The organism is Rhizobium sp. BK098 (assembly GCF_014193155.1).
GTDB lineage: Bacteria > Pseudomonadota > Alphaproteobacteria > Rhizobiales > Rhizobiaceae > Rhizobium.
This window is the reverse complement of the sequence record NZ_JACHYY010000009.1, coordinates 219619-233847: the sequence shown is the minus strand read 5'-3', so window position 1 is coordinate 233847 and position 14229 is coordinate 219619. Positions and strand designations below refer to the sequence as shown.

Sequence of the window (14229 nt, the reverse complement as noted above, 5' to 3'; positions counted from 1 at the left end):
CCGGCCTTGGGCCGTTGCGCCATGAAGACGCCGATTTTGCGCGCCATGGACGAAGCATGAAGGAGAATTCGATGACAAAGTTTGATGCGCAGCCGTCCAGCCGACTTTCCCTCACCCGCCGGCATTTCCTCGGCGCTGCGGTTGCTGTCGGCGCGGCAGGCGCTCTGCCGGTTTCGGCTTTCGCGCAGGCCCAAGCACAGACGCAGCCGGCGGCCGCTACCCTCAATCCCAACATCGCTCAGGCCATCGCCGATCATTTTTCGTCCATCAAGTCGATGAAGGGCGGCTTCCTGCAGATCGGCCCGCGCGGCGATCAGATGAGCGGCGCCTTCTTCATCCAGCGGCCCGGCAAGATGCGCTTCAACTACGATCCGCCGTCGCGCATGCGCGTAATTTGCGACGGGAACAACGTGCAGGTCATCAACGACCAGACGCAGACGAGGAACATGTATCAGCTGTCGAAGACGCCGCTGGGCCTGCTGCTGGCCAACAAGATCGACCTTTCCGCAGATATGGTGCGCAACGTCGATTCGCAGCCGGATCTCACCAAGATCACGCTCGGCAACCGAACTGTCTTCGGCGATTCCACCATCACGATGATCTTCGATTCGAAGTCCTATGACCTGCGCCAATGGACCGTCATCGATCCGCAGGGCAAGACGACCGATGTGATCATCAACAACGTAAAGACGAACGTCGCCTTCGACGACAGCGTTTTCCGCATCGATTACACGCGCTGAGCGTCGTCTCCATCCGAGCCATAGTAAGCGGCGAATGGCGCTTTTCTTTCCGCCACAGCCGGTCTAAAGCCTTAGGCTGACCGGAGGGACCAGCGATTCATCGAATCGCAGAGTCGATCCGGTTGTCTGTTTTGACGCAATTCCGGACGGAAAACCGCTGCGCACTTTTCCTCGAATTGCTTTAGGGAAAAGGTTCGGGCATGGGATTTTCGATTGCGACCTGGAATATCAATTCGGTGCGGCTGCGCATGCCCATCGTCGAGCAATTCGTCATGCAGGCCCGGCCGGATATTCTCTGCCTGCAGGAAACCAAGGTTCCGAACGAGCTTTTTCCTCATGCGCCGCTCCGCGCGCTTGGCTATGAGCACATCATCATTCATGGCCAGAAGGGTTATCATGGCGTCGCCATCGCTTCGCGTTTCCCGTTGACCGAGGACCACCGCCAGGATTATTGCAATGTCGGCGACAGCAGGCACATCTCGGCCATCTTCGAGCGCGGTGGCCGCCGCATTCGCCTGCATAATTTCTATGTGCCGGCCGGCGGCGACGAACCGGATCGCACGATCAATCCGAAATTCGGCCACAAGCTCGATTTCATCGAGGAGATGAAGAAGCTGCATGCCAATGCCGAGCAGAACACCTCCGCGATCCTCGTCGGCGATCTCAATATCGCTCCGCTGGAGCACGACGTCTGGTCGCACAAGCAGCTCCTGAAGATCGTCAGCCATACGCCTGTGGAGACCGAAGGGCTGCTCGAGGTGATGAAGCGCGGCGCCTGGCTCGACCTGATGCGCCAGCAGGTGCCGGAAAACGAAAAGCTCTATACGTGGTGGAGCTATCGCGCCAAGGATTGGGAGGCCGCCGACCGCGGCCGCCGTCTCGACCATATCTGGTCATCCTCCGATCTCGGCCCGCATCTGCAGAGAATCGAGATTCTGAAAGCGGCGCGCGGCTGGGATCGTCCGTCCGACCACGTGCCGGTCGTGGCGCATTTCAATCTCTGAAGCGGGATTGAGTGTTATCAGGAAAACCGGCCGAGCATTGCGGCCGCTTGCCTGGCAAGTGCGGCGAAGTTTTCGCGGATGCGGTTCTGGATCAGCAGGCCGGCGTCTGGATATTCTTCGATCAACCGGTGAAAGAGGGCGCGCGTGATGCGGATCACGTCGGACTCTTCGGCGGCGACAGCCGTATATTTCCGCTCCACCAAGGTCACCATCGCCAGCTCCGAAAGCATGGTGCCGGCCTGGACTATCGCTTCCACCTGTATCTGGCCGTTAGCATCGATGGTGCTGAGTTCGAAACTGCCGCGCGTGATGACATAGGCGCATTCGGCGGGTGATTTTTCCCGGAACAGCGTCTGGCCTTCGTTCACGTGGCGGCGATCGGCACCGAAGGCGATCAGCCGCAGCGGCTCATCGCCCATGCCATGAAACAGCGGCAGTTGCGACAGCAGTCGGATATCGTCGTTCAGCGCCATCGATTGCCTATGGAATGATCTTGTAGCCGCCGTTTTCCGTGACTAGGATTTCGGCGTTGGAGGGATCGCGCTCGATCTTCTGGCGAAGGCGGTAGACATGGGTCTCGAGCGTATGGGTGGTCACGCCGGAATTATAGCCCCAGACTTCCTCCAGCAGGATATCGCGGGTGACGACCTTCTGGTCGGCGCGATAGAGATAGCGGATGATGGCGGCTTCCTTTTCCGTCAGGCGGATCTTCTGTCCGTCTTCGGTGGTCAAAAGCTTCTGGCTCGGTTTGAAGAGATAGCGTCCGACGGTGAAGGTCGCATCCTCGCTCTGCTCGTGCTGACGCAATTGCGCGCGGATACGGGCGAGGAGGACAGCGAAGCGGAAAGGCTTCGTCACATAATCGTTGGCGCCGGCTTCGAGGCCCAGAATGGTGTCGGAATCCGTGTCGTGACCCGTCAGCATGATGATCGGTGGCTTGAACCCGTTCTTGCGCAGCAGCTTTACGGCTTCGCGGCCGTCCATATCGGGCAGGCCGACATCCATGATGAGGAGATCCACGGGCACGGTGCGCGCGGTCTGCACGCCTTTTCCGGCGGTCGCCTCCTGCAGGACGTTGAATTCCTCGTAAAGCGATAATTGCTCGACCAACATCTCACGCAGGTCGTTGTCATCATCCACCAGGAGAATGGTGCGTGCCGTCATGCCGTTCGGGTCCTTGTTCTCATTCCTCCTAAGTCCTACGCCAAATTGCACTTTTGGCAAGTCGCGAGGCGGCTCAGGCTTGGTCGTTTGGTTGAAACTGCTATGATTTCAAACGAAATCACACGCAAAGCAAAAACATGTGAGTGAAATGCAAAAGATAAGGGCGGAGGCGGGACGGACCGCATCGACGATCGTCGTGCGGCCTGCGCCGGGTAAGAAAATGCGGGCATTGGTGCAAGTGGGGGGCATCACGGTGCCGGCGGCAATCGGCCGGTCCGGGCGCAGCATCTTGAAGCGGGAGGGCGACGGCGCGACGCCGATTGCGGGCATGAAGCTGCTCTATGGCTTCACGCGCGGCGATCGGATCCGCTTCCTGCGGACGGCCCTGCCGATGCGGCACATCCGGAAGGATATGCTCTGGTGCGATCAACCCGACGATGCCAACTACAACAGGCCGGTGAAGGCGCCCTTCAAGCCGAGCCACGAGGAATTGCAGCGGGAGGATGGCCTTTACGATATCTGCCTGGTGCTCGACTGGAATGTGCGCTCGCGCCGGCGCAACCGCGGCTCGGCGATCTTCTTCCACCTGATCAGGCCGGGATATGAGCCGACGGCCGGGTGTGTTGCGGTGAGCCTGCGCGACATGAGGCGCATCCTGCCATTACTGCGAAGAGGTACGACCGTCCGGGTTGTCTGAAAGGTCGCCCGGGGTTAACATCCCGATATTCTCCACTATATGGGATTTCGACCGGTGCGCCTTTGCGGACCAGACCGACCCCTTTTCTTTTAGAATTTAAATCACGCCTTCACTCCACACCCCACCCGCTTCTCATCCTTTGGAGACTTATCGTGACCACGCAACCGACAACCACGTTCAATGACGGCAATTCCATTCCGCAGGTCGGCCTCGGCGTCTGGCAGACGCCGGAAAACGTCGCGCCGATGGCCGTCAGCACGGCTTTGAAAGCCGGCTATCGCCATATCGATACCGCAGCCATCTATGCCAACGAGGATGGCGTCGGCGAAGGCATGCGCCAGTCCGGCGTTGCCCGCAAGGACATCTATCTCACAACCAAGCTCTGGAATGAGGCACAGGGCTTCGATTCCACGCTGAAGGCCTTCGACGAAAGCCTGAAACGGCTCGGCACCGACTATATCGACCTCTACCTCATCCACTGGCCGTCGCCGCATCGCAACCGCTATCTCGACACCTGGAAGGCTTTCGTCCGTCTCAAGGAAGAAGGCCGCGCTCGTTCGATCGGCGTCTCCAATTTTGCCGCCGCGCATCTCGAACGTATCATCGGCGAGACCGGCGTGACGCCCGTGCTGAACCAGATCGAGCTGCATCCCACCTTCCAGCAGAAGGAACTGCGTGCCGTTCACGACAAACTCGGCATCAAGACCGAATCCTGGAGCCCGCTCGGCCAGGGCAAGCTTCTCAGCAATGCTGTCATCGGCAAGGTCGCCGCCAAGCATGGCCGCACGCCAGCACAGATCATCATCCGCTGGCACATCGACAACGGCCTAATCGTCATCCCGAAATCGGTGACGCCGAGCCGCATCGAGGAAAACCTCAACGTTTTCGATTTCAAGCTCGACGGTGACGATCTGGCTGACATGGCCAAGCTCGATTCGGCTGGCGGGCGCATCGGTCCGGATCCGCTGACGGCGAGCTTTTGATAGCAGGTTGCCATCAGTTTATGCAAGGAGGCCCGGAGTGAAGACTCCGAGCCTCTTTTGTCATCCTGTCGTCCTGAGTGCCGTCAGACCTGAACCCAGGCCGGTGCCACAGTCGGTCCTTTGCCGAGAAAGAAGCCGAAGTGGATGTTCATCTCGCCGATCGGCTCGATGAAACGGGCATTGCTGAGCGGACCAGCGTTGACCGGCTCGAAGCCGATGGATTCGACGAGGTCGGATACGGCATGTTTTGCCTTCTCGTCGTCTCCGGCAATGAAGACCTGCAGCACCTTGCCGTTCCGTCCCTCGGCGGGCAGCAACGGTGCGAAAATCGTGTTGAAAGCCTTCACCACCGCTGCCTCGGGCGCTAGCGCCTGAATTTCTTCGGCCGCCGAGCTCGAGTGCCCGACGACGAGGCCGCTGAAATCTGCGGTAACGGGATTGCTGATATCGATCAGCACCTTGCCCTTGAGATTTCCGGCTTCCTTCAACGTTTCCGCGATAGCGCCATAAGGCAGCGCCAGTATGACGATATCTGCAAGCTTGACGACGGCGGCAACCCCGCCCGCTTCGATGCCAGCGCCCAGTTCGGCGGCAAAGGCTACTGCCTTTGCGGGATCGCGATGGCCGATGATCACGTCAGACCCTGCTCCGGTCAGCAGACGCGCCAGTCCTGCTCCCATATTTCCGACACCAATGACAGCGATTTTCATATTTATCAGCTCCTTGTTGTGACTGACAAACATATAAATTTATCGCCATATCCGGATAAATGGTCTAGATAAATCGATACTTGAAACGGGTTGTTTCTAATGGATCGCTTCTCCGGCATGAACGTTTTCGTTAAGGCAGTCGAGCTCGGCTCCTTCAGTGCCGCGGCAGAGGCATTGAATATGTCGCCACAGCTCGTCGGCAAACATGTGCAATTTCTCGAACAGCATCTTGGTGTTCGGCTTTTGAACCGGACCACGCGTCGTCAGCACCTGACGGAAGTCGGCAGCCAGTTTTACGAGCGCTCGCGCAATATTCTGGCAGAAGTCGAGGCTGCGGAGGCGCTGGCGGCGGAAACTCGGGCCGTGCCGCGCGGGAAGCTGAGGGTCAACGCCCCCGTCACCTTCGGTATCCATGCGCTCGCGCCGACGCTTCCCAAATATCTGGGTGCACATCCGGAGGTTTCGATCGATCTGTCGCTAACGAACCGCATGGTGGATCTGATCGATGAGGGCTATGACGCAGTCTTTCGCGTCGGTAAGCTTGCTGACAGCGGGTTGATCGCCCGTCGTCTCAGTCCCTATCGTCTGGTGATCTGTGCTGCGCCGAGCTATCTGCGCGCCCGCGGCACCCCCTCCACGCCAGGTGATCTTCGAAATCATGAGTGCCTGATCTTCTCGCATACGATGCTCAGGACTCATTGGGATTTTGAAGGACCGGAGGGGAATGTGAGCGTTCCGATCTCCGGCCGGCTGATGATCGACAATGGTGAGGCGCTGCTGAAAGCCGCGCTGGCAGGGCTCGGCATTATCCTGCAGTCGTCCGAACTCATCCAATCGAGCTTGGAAACGGGAGCGCTGGTGCCGCTTTTGCCCGGATATAGCGTGCCGACGCGCCCGCTGCATGTTCTCTACGCGCCGGATCGCCGCATCACGCCGAAGCTCCGTAGCTTTCTCGACTTCGTTTCGGCGGAATTCGGCGGCCACGGACCGGTGTGACCGGATGGCGGGATTATCCTCCGCCATCCTCTCGGCTCATTCTCACGAGACCTCTTGCGCAAGGGCACCACGCCTTGAACGCGCCATGCCGGCGATGGCGATGGCCAGCGTCGCGACGATGAGCAGGGCGCCGACTGCGAAGGTGATCTGCATGCCTGTTGCAATGGCTTCCGGGCGTGCCGTGATAATGTCGCTCGTTCCCGACCCCAGTGTGAAGATCGCACCCATGACGGCTGTGCCTGTGATCAGGCCGAGATTTCGCGACAGGCTCAACATACCGGAAATCACGCCACGTTGCTCCGCCTTTATGTCCTTCATGATGGTGGTGTTGTTGGACGCCTGAAAGAGCGCATAGTTTGCGGTCACGATAACCAGCGGACCGATGTAGCCGGCGGCTCCGAACCTGCCTTGCAACATCACTATCAGGAAGAGGCCGACAATCATACCGACAAGACCCGTCATGGTCACGCGCTGGGCGCCGAAGCGATCGGCGATGCGGCCGGCCGGCACGCCCGTCAGGGCCGATACCAGCGGGCCGCAGGACATGATGGCGCCGACATGGGCTGCATCGAAGCCAAGGCTGCGGGAGAGATAGAAGGGGCCGACCACCAGCGTCGCCATGATGACGGTGGAAACGAGGGTGCTCATGGCAAGACTTGCGCTTAGCGATGCATCACGGAACATCGAAGGGCGCAACAACGGCGACACCACTTTCGTTTCAGTGACCGCAAAGAGAACGATGCCGAAAGCTGCCGCTAACAGCAGGCCGATATTCAGCGCACCGAAGCTTCCGTGCCCAAGGGTCATGGCCAGCGCATAGGCAGCGAGTGTCAGGGACAACAGCAGAGTGCCGATCGTATCCAGCCGGTCCTTGCTCGCCTTCCGGTCCCGACGATCCGCCGGCAGGAAGCGGGCTGCGAGCAGGAAATTCGCAATCCCGAGCGGCACGTTGATGAGGAAAATGGTCTCCCAGCCGAAGCTGGCGATCATGATGCCACCGAGCGATGGGCCGAGCGTGGTGCCGATCGCGGACATGGTGCCGAGCAGGCCCATGGCGCTGCCTGTCCGCTCTTTCGGCACGGTTTCGCCGACCATCGCCACGGTCAGCGCCATCATCATGGCGGCACCGAGGCCCTGCAGACCTCTGGCGGCGAGCAATAGCCAGAGGGTCGGTGCGACGCCGCAGAAGAGCGAGGCGAGTGTGAAGAGGCTTATGCCGATCAGCAGCAAGCGCCGCCGGCCGAAAATGTCGCCTAACTTTCCGACGCTGACGATCAGCGTGGTGATGACGAGCAGATACGCAAGCACGATCCATTGCACCTGCTGGAAGGAGGCACCGAATGCCTGAGCAAGCGTCGGCAGAGCGATATTGGCAATGCTGGTGCCGAGTGAGGGCATCAGCATGGAGAGCGAGAGGCTGGCGAGCGCCCAGCGGGTCGAGGATGCTGATTTTGTGTGGCCGGCTTTGCCCGGATCTTCGATGATTGGCTGCAACACGAGCTCCATTTCTAGCGACCTAATAAAACTTCCAGCAGAAAGGTAGCTCTCGACGCGATATGGCGGAACGCGCAGCATTTGCACTTCATTCATGCGTTTGACGCTATATATTACATAAACCATGCTATGCTCGCGCCATGTCCACGCCCGATCTCAACCTGCTCATCACTCTCAATGTCCTGCTTGCCGAAGGCAGTGTCGCGCGCGCCGCCCAGCGATTGCGGCTCAGCCCATCCGCCATGAGCCGGCAGCTTGCGCGTCTGCGTGAGACGACAGGGGATCCGCTGCTGGTTCGGGCGGGGCGGGGGCTTGTGCCGACGCCGCGGGCGCTGGAGCTGCGCGACCGTGTCGGTCAGCTTGTGCAGGAGGCGGAAGCGGCCCTGCGGCCCGCCGAAAGCTTGGATCTGAAGCAGCTTGCTCGAATTTTCACGCTGCGCACCCGCGAAGGTTTCGTGGAGAATTTCGGCGCCGAACTGATTGCGCGCATTGCCGAGCAGGCGCCTGGCGTTCGGCTCTACTTCATGCAGAAGCTGGACAAGGACAGCACGCCCTTGCGCGATGGGGCGATCGACTTCGAAACCGGTGTTGTCGGTGACGATACCGGTCCCGAGCTCAGAACGCAGGCACTGTTCCGCGATCATTTCATCGGCCTGGTCCGAAGCGGACATCCGTTGAGTGAAGGAGAGGTGACCCCGGAACGTTACGCGGCCGGGCAACATATTCTGGTATCACGGCGCGGCCTTCAGAAAGGGCAGATCGACGAGGCGTTGGAAGAGTTGGGCCTGAAGCGGCAGATCGCAACGATTGTCGGCAGCTTTTCGGCTGCGCTGGCCTTGGCGCGCGCCTCCGACCTGATCGTCAGCGTACCGGAGCGCTATACGGGCAATCTGCGTGTCGGCATGCATAGTTTTGCGTTGCCGGTGTCGACATCGGATGTGACGATCTCGCTGCTCTGGCATCCGCGCATGGATGCGGATCCGGCGCACCGCTGGCTGAGGGGCTGCATTCGCGAGGTCTGTACCGGATCGCGTTCGGGGCGATCAATCAGATTCGAAGTCGGCTAAGTAATTGCGAAGCAGCCGGTCAAGAGCTTTTTGTTCGCCTTCAGAAAGGGTGGAGATCAGGCGTTTCTGCGTTTCGACATGTGCCGTCACCGCCGCATCGATAAGCTCGAAACCTTTTGTCGTCAGGGATATCAGGAAGCTGCGGCCATCATCCGGGTTCTGGCTGCGAGCGACGAGACCGGCCCTCTCCAGCTGATCGATACGATTGGTCATCGTGCCCGACGAGACCATCATCGTTTCCATCAGGTCGCTGGGCGAGAGCGTATAGGGCTCGCCCGAGCGGCGCAGGGTCGCCAGCATGTCGAAGTTCGCCGCGTTCAGGCCGAAGCGGCCGAAGGTCTTCTCCATCTCGCGCGAGAGATGGAGCGCGAGATTGCGCAGGCGCCCGAAAAGGCCCATCGCCGTGGTGTTGAGGTCCGGCCGTTCACGGCGCCACTGGGCGAGAATTTTATCGATGCGATCCATAACGAGATCTCGCCATGAATTTATCTTGACGTCAAGGTATTTCATATTATCTTGATGTCAAGATAAATTTGAGGCCAAGGCCATGAACCGCAATTTCGACCTGTTGCTCACCGCCATCGCGCCGGCGATCTGGGGCAGCACCTATTTGGTAACGACGCAGCTTTTGCCGGCCGGTTATCCATTGACTGTCGCCATGCTGCGCGCACTGCCCGCCGGCCTGCTGCTGCTCCTCATCGTGCGACGGCTACCGCATGGGGTCTGGTGGTTTAAGTCGCTGGTGCTCGGGGCGCTGAATTTCTCTGTCTTCTGGTGGCTGCTGTTCATTTCGGCCTATCGGCTCCCCGGTGGCGTGGCCGCGACGGTCGGTGCCGTCCAGCCGCTGATCGTCATTGTGCTGGCGCGCTTGCTGCTGGGATCACCGATTCGCAGCCTGTCGATTGTTGCGGCGATTGCCGGCATCGGTGGTGTCGCGCTCCTGATCCTGACGCCGAATGCGACGCTCGACCCGATCGGCATTATTGCCGGCATCGGCGGTGCTTTTTCGATGGCGGCCGGAACCGTGCTCAGCCGCCGCTGGCGGCCGGATGTCTCGCCGCTGACCTTTACGGCGTGGCAGCTGACGGCGGGCGGCGTGCTGTTGTTGCCGGTGGCCCTGCTGCTTGAGCCGCCGCTACCGCCTCTGACCGGCGCCAACATTCTCGGCTTCGCCTATCTCGGGCTGATCGGCGCAGCACTCACCTATATTCTCTGGTTTCGGGGTTTGTCGCGGCTGGAGCCTTCGGTGGTCTCGCCGCTCGGCTTCCTCAGCCCGACGACCGCCGTGATCCTGGGCTGGGCGGTTCTCGGCCAGCAGCTGAGCCCGATGCAGATGTTCGGCATTGTCGTCGTGCTTGGCAGCGTCTGGCTCAGCCAGCGCGCGCAGCAGGCTCCGACGGCAGGAAATCCCATGCTTGGCGGGAGACAAGCCGTCACATCGAAGCAATAGAGCAGCCGGCGAATTTACCCCCGGCAAACGAAAAGGGCGGCCATCAGGCCGCCCTTTGTCATTCATGCCTTCAGGCCGATCACTTCCACTCGCGGATATCGACGAAGTGGCCGGCGATTGCGGCGGCGGCGGCCATGGCCGGCGAGACCAGATGCGTGCGGCCCTTGAAGCCCTGGCGGCCTTCGAAGTTGCGGTTCGACGTCGAAGCGCAGCGTTCGCCCGGCTTCAGGCGGTCGTCGTTCATGGCGAGGCACATGGAACAGCCAGGCTCGCGCCAGTCGAAGCCGGCAGCCTTGAAGATCTTGTCGAGACCTTCGGCCTCAGCCTGTTCCTTCACCAGGCCGGAGCCCGGAACGATCATGGCGTTGACCGTGGAAGCCACCGTCTTGCCTTCGACGACCTTGGCGACTGCGCGCAGGTCTTCGATGCGGCCGTTGGTGCAGGAGCCGATGAAGACGCGATCGACATTGATCTCGGTTATCGGCGTGCCCGGCTTCAGGCCCATATAGTCGAGCGCACGCCACTTGGAGGTACGCTTGGTCTCGTCCTGGATTTCGTCCGGGTTCGGGACGATGCCCTGAACGGAGATGACGTCTTCCGGGGAGGAGCCCCAGGAGACGATCGGCGGCAGGCTTGCGGCATCGAGCTTGACGATGCGGTCGTAATGCGCGCCTTCGTCGGACTTCAGTGTCTTCCAGTAGGCGATCGCCTGTTCCAGCTCTTCACCCTTCGGCGCGCGCGGCTTGCCCTTGATGTATTCGAAGGTGATCTCATCCGGAGCGATCAGGCCGGCGCGGGCGCCGCCTTCGATCGACATGTTGCAGATGGTCATGCGGCCTTCCATCGACAGCGAGCGAATGGCTTCGCCGGCATATTCGATGACATAGCCGGTGCCGCCGGCAGTGCCGATCTCGCCGATGATGGCGAGGATGATATCCTTGGCGGTGACGCCCGGCGGCAGCTGACCGTCGACCTGCACCAGCATGTTCTTGGCCTTCTTCTGGATCAGCGTCTGCGTGGCGAGCACATGCTCGACCTCGGAGGTGCCGATACCATGGGCGAGAGAGCCGAAGGCACCGTGGGTCGAGGTGTGGCTGTCACCGCAGACGATGGTCATGCCGGGCAGGGTGAAGCCCTGCTCGGGGCCGATGATGTGAACGATGCCCTGGCGCTTGTCGTTTTCGGAGTAGTATTCCACGCCGAATTCGGCGGCGTTCTTGGCGAGCTGCTCGACCTGAATGCGGCTTTCTTCGTTCTTGATGCCGAGATGACGATCCGGCGAGGTCGGCACGTTGTGGTCGACGACGGCAAGCGTCTTCTGCGGCGCGTGAACCTTGCGGCCGGTCATGCGCAGGCCTTCGAAGGCTTGCGGCGACGTCACTTCGTGAACGAGATGACGGTCGATATAGAGAAGACAGGTGCCGTCTTCTTGGGCGTCAACCAAGTGGTCATCCCAGATTTTGTCGTACAGTGTGCGTGGAGCGCTCATGGCTACAAATCCATATTGGCATTGTCGAAAAGGGGATTGACGGATCAGGACCGCCAGCCTCGGGTGTGATCAGCGAAGTCGGCTGTTGAGCGCGCCCGAAATCATCGCAAAGAAGCGTGCCGGCAGGCGCTTATGGTCCTGCAGCACGAAAGCCGTGACGTAACGTCCGTCTTTGCTCATGATCTTACTCATGGCGTTGCTCATATCAATTTTCCGAAGTCTCGGCAATGGTGAGCATTCCCGGCATCAGCCAATCGTGCCAGGTTAACAAAAAGGCAAATTTACCGCAGGTGCAATCCGATAAATCATGCATGTCGTGCGCGCAGCTAGGCAATCATTGAAGCGGCATGCGCTTTCAGCGACTCCTTGCGGCCTGGAACGGTACCTATGGTTCCCGAAAAGCAAGTTATCAGCAGCCAATCTGCTCGCCGAATTGCCACTCAGTTTAACGCATTACCACACCGCACTTGCTTTTTTCAAAGCTGCGGATCAGATTGCATTTCCGTCTGAAATATAAAAGCAAAGATATATATGCGGACAATGCTATGTACGTCTTAATGAAAGGCTGCGGCATTCTTGTTGGCTTATCTCTGGTTTTCGCGGTTTCGGCCGTTTTTATCCCGTACAGGATTCAGGCGACGGCATATGCCGACGAAGGGCAGGATCTATATAGTACGGGAGATTACCAACGCGCGCTGAAGTACTGGCAGCCTCTGGCTGAACACGGAGACGCTCAAGCTGAGTTTGGTTTGGGGCTTCTTTATGAAACCGGGCATGGTGTTGAGCAAAACTTCGATACGGCTCAGAGTTGGTATCGGAAGGCGGCAGAGCAGGGCCTGGCGAGTGCGCAAAATACCCTAGGGGCAATGTACGCCAATGGTCGGGGTGTTGCGAAAGATAATGTGCAAGCCGAAGAATTGTACCGCAAGGCGGCAGAACAAGGAGATGTCCACGCAGAGGTGAATTTGAGCAATATGTACCGATTTGGGCGCGGCGTTCCTCGTGACATAAACTTCGCCATCACTTGGCTTCAAAAGGCATCCGAAGCAGGTAACCCCGTTGCGCAATCCAATTTGGGTGGCCTCTATATTTCCGAGGACGGAGTCAAAGACTATTCGAAAGCGGCAATTCTGTTTCAAAAGTCCGCAGATCAAGGTGACCCGGGAGGACAAAATGGCCTCGGCATCATGTGTGGTCTTGGGTTGGGGAGACCAAAGGATCCTTCTTGCGCGGTGGATTGGTACCAGAAGGCAGCAGAACAGGGTGATCCGCACGCAGAAGTGAATCTTGCGAATGCGTATGCTGATGGCATCGGCGTCGAAAAGGACATTAGTCAAGCAATATATTGGTATCGGAAAGCTGCGGAGCAGGGAAACTCCCAAGCGCAGAAACACCTTCAATATCTCCTGCAAGGGCTTGAGGACATGGGACATGTTCTCAAGGGCTAAGCCGGGCTCTCTATTTTAATGGGCGAGCGGTAGTTTTCCGTTTGGGACTTGCGGAAAGCGCGCAGTACAGGCGCGTTGGGACGCACCGATCATACCTGCGCGCCCGGCGGCTGGCTCGCGGCCAGGCGGGGGAAGGCGGAGCGGTCGCTGCCGGAGCGGCGGCGCATCCAGGCTTCGACCTGCCTGAGCAACAGCGACAGACCGATCGTCAAAAGCAGGTAGATGAAGGCGAGGATCGACAGGGTTTCGAAGTAGCGGAAATTCGCCGAGTAATAGAGCTTGGCGAGCTGGCTGATATCGGCAACCCCGAGTACGGAGACCAGCGAACTGTCCTTCACCATGGCGATGAAATCATTCGACAGCGGCGGCAGGATGACGCGGATCGCCTGGGGAAAGACGACGAGGCGAAAGCGCTGGAAGCGGCTGAGGCCGAGCGCCTTTGCTGCTTCGATCTGGCCCTGATCCACCGCCTGGATGCCGGCACGGAAGATCTCGGCGATGAAGGACGAATAGGCGATGGTCAGCGCGATAATCGTACGCCAGACGAAGGGCACGTCGCGGGTGACGAGCGGGCTTGCCCAGCCGGCGGAGATCAATGGCGAGACGACAACGTTATAGACGGCGACGAAGGCCGGCGTGCCGACGAATGCGATGTAGGAAAGCAGCACCAGTATCGGAATGCCACGCACGATCTCGATATAGAAGCGTGCGACCTGTCGCAGCACGAGGAAATCCGACAGGCCGAGTAGCGCCAGCCCGAGGCCGAGCAGCACAGCCAGCGTAAAAGCCACCAGCGTCACGAAGACCGTGACGCCGATGCCATTCAGCAGAAGAGAGAAAATCTGGGCATAGAGGCCGTTCGCCGCAATTGCGAATGAGGCGACGATGCCGAGGATAGCGAGGGCGACCAGCCACCAGGGAAAGTCTTCCTTGCCGCGGTGCCCGCCCGGGCCTGCCAAAGGCGCCATCAGAGCGGGCTTCCAATAT

At 59.7% G+C, this 14229-nt stretch carries 16 protein-coding genes; 8 read left to right on the top strand and 8 right to left on the bottom strand.

Annotated features, from left to right (window positions below; translation table 11 throughout):
• The first annotated feature begins 71 nt into the window (after positions 1-71).
• Together FHT73_RS22785 and FHT73_RS22780 are read left to right on the top strand one after the other, a co-directional pair.
• Complete coding sequence (locus FHT73_RS22785; protein ID WP_183715003.1) at positions 72-740, top strand: outer membrane lipoprotein carrier protein LolA; 669 nt, start codon at positions 72-74, stop codon at positions 738-740.
• 200 nt (positions 741-940) lie between these two features.
• A complete protein-coding gene (locus FHT73_RS22780; RefSeq protein ID WP_112336296.1) occupies positions 941-1744 on the top strand; it encodes an exodeoxyribonuclease III in 804 nt (267 codons plus the stop codon).
• Positions 1745-1761: 17 nt separating this feature from the next.
• Here FHT73_RS22780 and FHT73_RS22775 read toward each other — a convergent pair whose 3' ends face one another.
• Positions 1762-2217 carry a cyclic nucleotide-binding domain-containing protein gene (locus tag FHT73_RS22775; RefSeq protein WP_015341494.1) on the bottom strand — a complete coding sequence of 152 codons (456 nt, stop codon included), beginning with the start codon at positions 2215-2217 and terminating at the stop codon, positions 1762-1764.
• A gap of 7 nt (positions 2218-2224) precedes the next feature.
• The gene (locus FHT73_RS22770) at positions 2225-2908 is read right to left on the bottom strand and encodes a response regulator transcription factor (RefSeq protein WP_069614787.1); all 684 of its coding nucleotides are present in this window, start codon (positions 2906-2908) and stop codon (positions 2225-2227) included.
• Between the two features lie 148 nt (positions 2909-3056).
• Here FHT73_RS22770 and FHT73_RS22765 point away from each other — a divergent pair, with 148 nt between their 5' ends.
• Both FHT73_RS22765 and FHT73_RS22760 read left to right on the top strand, forming a co-directional pair.
• On the top strand, positions 3057-3605 hold the full coding sequence (locus FHT73_RS22765) for a L,D-transpeptidase (RefSeq protein ID WP_112607923.1): 549 nt from the start codon (positions 3057-3059) through the stop codon (positions 3603-3605).
• A gap of 152 nt (positions 3606-3757) precedes the next feature.
• The gene (locus FHT73_RS22760) at positions 3758-4588 is read left to right on the top strand and encodes an aldo/keto reductase (protein WP_183715001.1); all 831 of its coding nucleotides are present in this window, start codon (positions 3758-3760) and stop codon (positions 4586-4588) included.
• A gap of 83 nt (positions 4589-4671) precedes the next feature.
• Here FHT73_RS22760 and FHT73_RS22755 read toward each other — a convergent pair whose 3' ends face one another.
• Positions 4672-5331, bottom strand: coding sequence for an NADPH-dependent F420 reductase (locus FHT73_RS22755; RefSeq protein ID WP_183714999.1), 660 nt, complete (start codon positions 5329-5331; stop codon positions 4672-4674).
• 66 nt (positions 5332-5397) lie between these two features.
• Here FHT73_RS22755 and FHT73_RS22750 point away from each other — a divergent pair, with 66 nt between their 5' ends.
• Positions 5398-6294, top strand: coding sequence for a LysR family transcriptional regulator (locus FHT73_RS22750; protein ID WP_183714997.1), 897 nt, complete (start codon positions 5398-5400; stop codon positions 6292-6294).
• Between the two features lie 42 nt (positions 6295-6336).
• On the opposite strand, the gene FHT73_RS22745 is transcribed toward FHT73_RS22750, so the two are convergent.
• Positions 6337-7869 (bottom strand): MFS transporter, encoded by a 1533-nt coding sequence (locus FHT73_RS22745; protein ID WP_183715028.1) that lies wholly within the window; start codon positions 7867-7869, stop codon positions 6337-6339.
• 59 nt (positions 7870-7928) lie between these two features.
• On the opposite strand from FHT73_RS22745, the gene FHT73_RS22740 reads away from it, so the two are divergent.
• The gene (locus FHT73_RS22740) at positions 7929-8855 is read left to right on the top strand and encodes a LysR family transcriptional regulator (RefSeq protein ID WP_183714996.1); all 927 of its coding nucleotides are present in this window, start codon (positions 7929-7931) and stop codon (positions 8853-8855) included.
• On the opposite strand, the gene FHT73_RS22735 is transcribed toward FHT73_RS22740, so the two are convergent.
• Positions 8832-9320: a MarR family transcriptional regulator gene (locus tag FHT73_RS22735; protein WP_183714994.1), complete on the bottom strand. Its 489-nt coding sequence runs from the start codon at positions 9318-9320 to the stop codon at positions 8832-8834. The two genes, FHT73_RS22740 and FHT73_RS22735, sit on opposite strands and share 24 nt — an antisense overlap.
• 82 nt (positions 9321-9402) lie before the next feature.
• On the opposite strand from FHT73_RS22735, the gene FHT73_RS22730 reads away from it, so the two are divergent.
• Positions 9403-10305, top strand: coding sequence for an EamA family transporter (locus FHT73_RS22730; protein ID WP_183714992.1), 903 nt, complete (start codon positions 9403-9405; stop codon positions 10303-10305).
• Between the two features lie 79 nt (positions 10306-10384).
• Here the strand turns inward: FHT73_RS22730 and leuC are convergent, their stop codons facing one another.
• Positions 10385-11794: a 3-isopropylmalate dehydratase large subunit gene (gene leuC / locus FHT73_RS22725; RefSeq protein ID WP_183714990.1), complete on the bottom strand. Its 1410-nt coding sequence runs from the start codon at positions 11792-11794 to the stop codon at positions 10385-10387.
• Positions 11795-11863: 69 nt separating this feature from the next.
• Positions 11864-11998 carry a hypothetical protein gene (locus FHT73_RS29745; RefSeq protein WP_015341484.1) on the bottom strand — a complete coding sequence of 45 codons (135 nt, stop codon included), beginning with the start codon at positions 11996-11998 and terminating at the stop codon, positions 11864-11866.
• Positions 11999-12261: 263 nt separating this feature from the next.
• Here FHT73_RS29745 and FHT73_RS22720 point away from each other — a divergent pair, with 263 nt between their 5' ends.
• The gene (locus tag FHT73_RS22720; protein WP_183714988.1) at positions 12262-13242 is read left to right on the top strand and encodes an SEL1-like repeat protein; all 981 of its coding nucleotides are present in this window, start codon (positions 12262-12264) and stop codon (positions 13240-13242) included.
• Positions 13243-13331: 89 nt separating this feature from the next.
• On the opposite strand, the gene FHT73_RS22715 is transcribed toward FHT73_RS22720, so the two are convergent.
• A complete protein-coding gene (locus FHT73_RS22715) occupies positions 13332-14210 on the bottom strand; it encodes an amino acid ABC transporter permease (RefSeq protein WP_183714987.1) in 879 nt (292 codons plus the stop codon).
• Positions 14211-14229 lie beyond the last annotated feature (19 nt).

Bases quoted from the DNA above. Each gene is read 5' to 3' on its own strand.
- FHT73_RS22785 (WP_183715003.1), top strand. From the start codon at position 72: ATGACAAAGTTTGATGCGCAGCCGTCCAGCCGACTTTCCCTCACCCGC.
- FHT73_RS22780 (WP_112336296.1), top strand. From the start codon at position 941: ATGGGATTTTCGATTGCGACCTGGAATATCAATTCGGTGCGGCTGCGC.
- FHT73_RS22775 (WP_015341494.1), bottom strand. From the start codon at position 2,217: ATGGCGCTGAACGACGATATCCGACTGCTGTCGCAACTGCCGCTGTTT.
- FHT73_RS22770 (WP_069614787.1), bottom strand. From the start codon at position 2,908: ATGACGGCACGCACCATTCTCCTGGTGGATGATGACAACGACCTGCGT.
- FHT73_RS22765 (WP_112607923.1), top strand. From the start codon at position 3,057: ATGCAAAAGATAAGGGCGGAGGCGGGACGGACCGCATCGACGATCGTC.
- FHT73_RS22755 (WP_183714999.1), bottom strand. From the start codon at position 5,331: ATGTTTGTCAGTCACAACAAGGAGCTGATAAATATGAAAATCGCTGTC.
- FHT73_RS22750 (WP_183714997.1), top strand. From the start codon at position 5,398: ATGGATCGCTTCTCCGGCATGAACGTTTTCGTTAAGGCAGTCGAGCTC.
- FHT73_RS22745 (WP_183715028.1), bottom strand. From the start codon at position 7,869: ATGCTGCGCGTTCCGCCATATCGCGTCGAGAGCTACCTTTCTGCTGGA.
- FHT73_RS22740 (WP_183714996.1), top strand. From the start codon at position 7,929: ATGTCCACGCCCGATCTCAACCTGCTCATCACTCTCAATGTCCTGCTT.
- FHT73_RS22735 (WP_183714994.1), bottom strand. From the start codon at position 9,320: ATGGATCGCATCGATAAAATTCTCGCCCAGTGGCGCCGTGAACGGCCG.
- FHT73_RS22730 (WP_183714992.1), top strand. From the start codon at position 9,403: ATGAACCGCAATTTCGACCTGTTGCTCACCGCCATCGCGCCGGCGATC.
- leuC (WP_183714990.1), bottom strand. From the start codon at position 11,794: ATGAGCGCTCCACGCACACTGTACGACAAAATCTGGGATGACCACTTG.
- FHT73_RS29745 (WP_015341484.1), bottom strand. From the start codon at position 11,998: ATGAGCAACGCCATGAGTAAGATCATGAGCAAAGACGGACGTTACGTC.
- FHT73_RS22715 (WP_183714987.1), bottom strand. From the start codon at position 14,210: ATGGCGCCTTTGGCAGGCCCGGGCGGGCACCGCGGCAAGGAAGACTTT.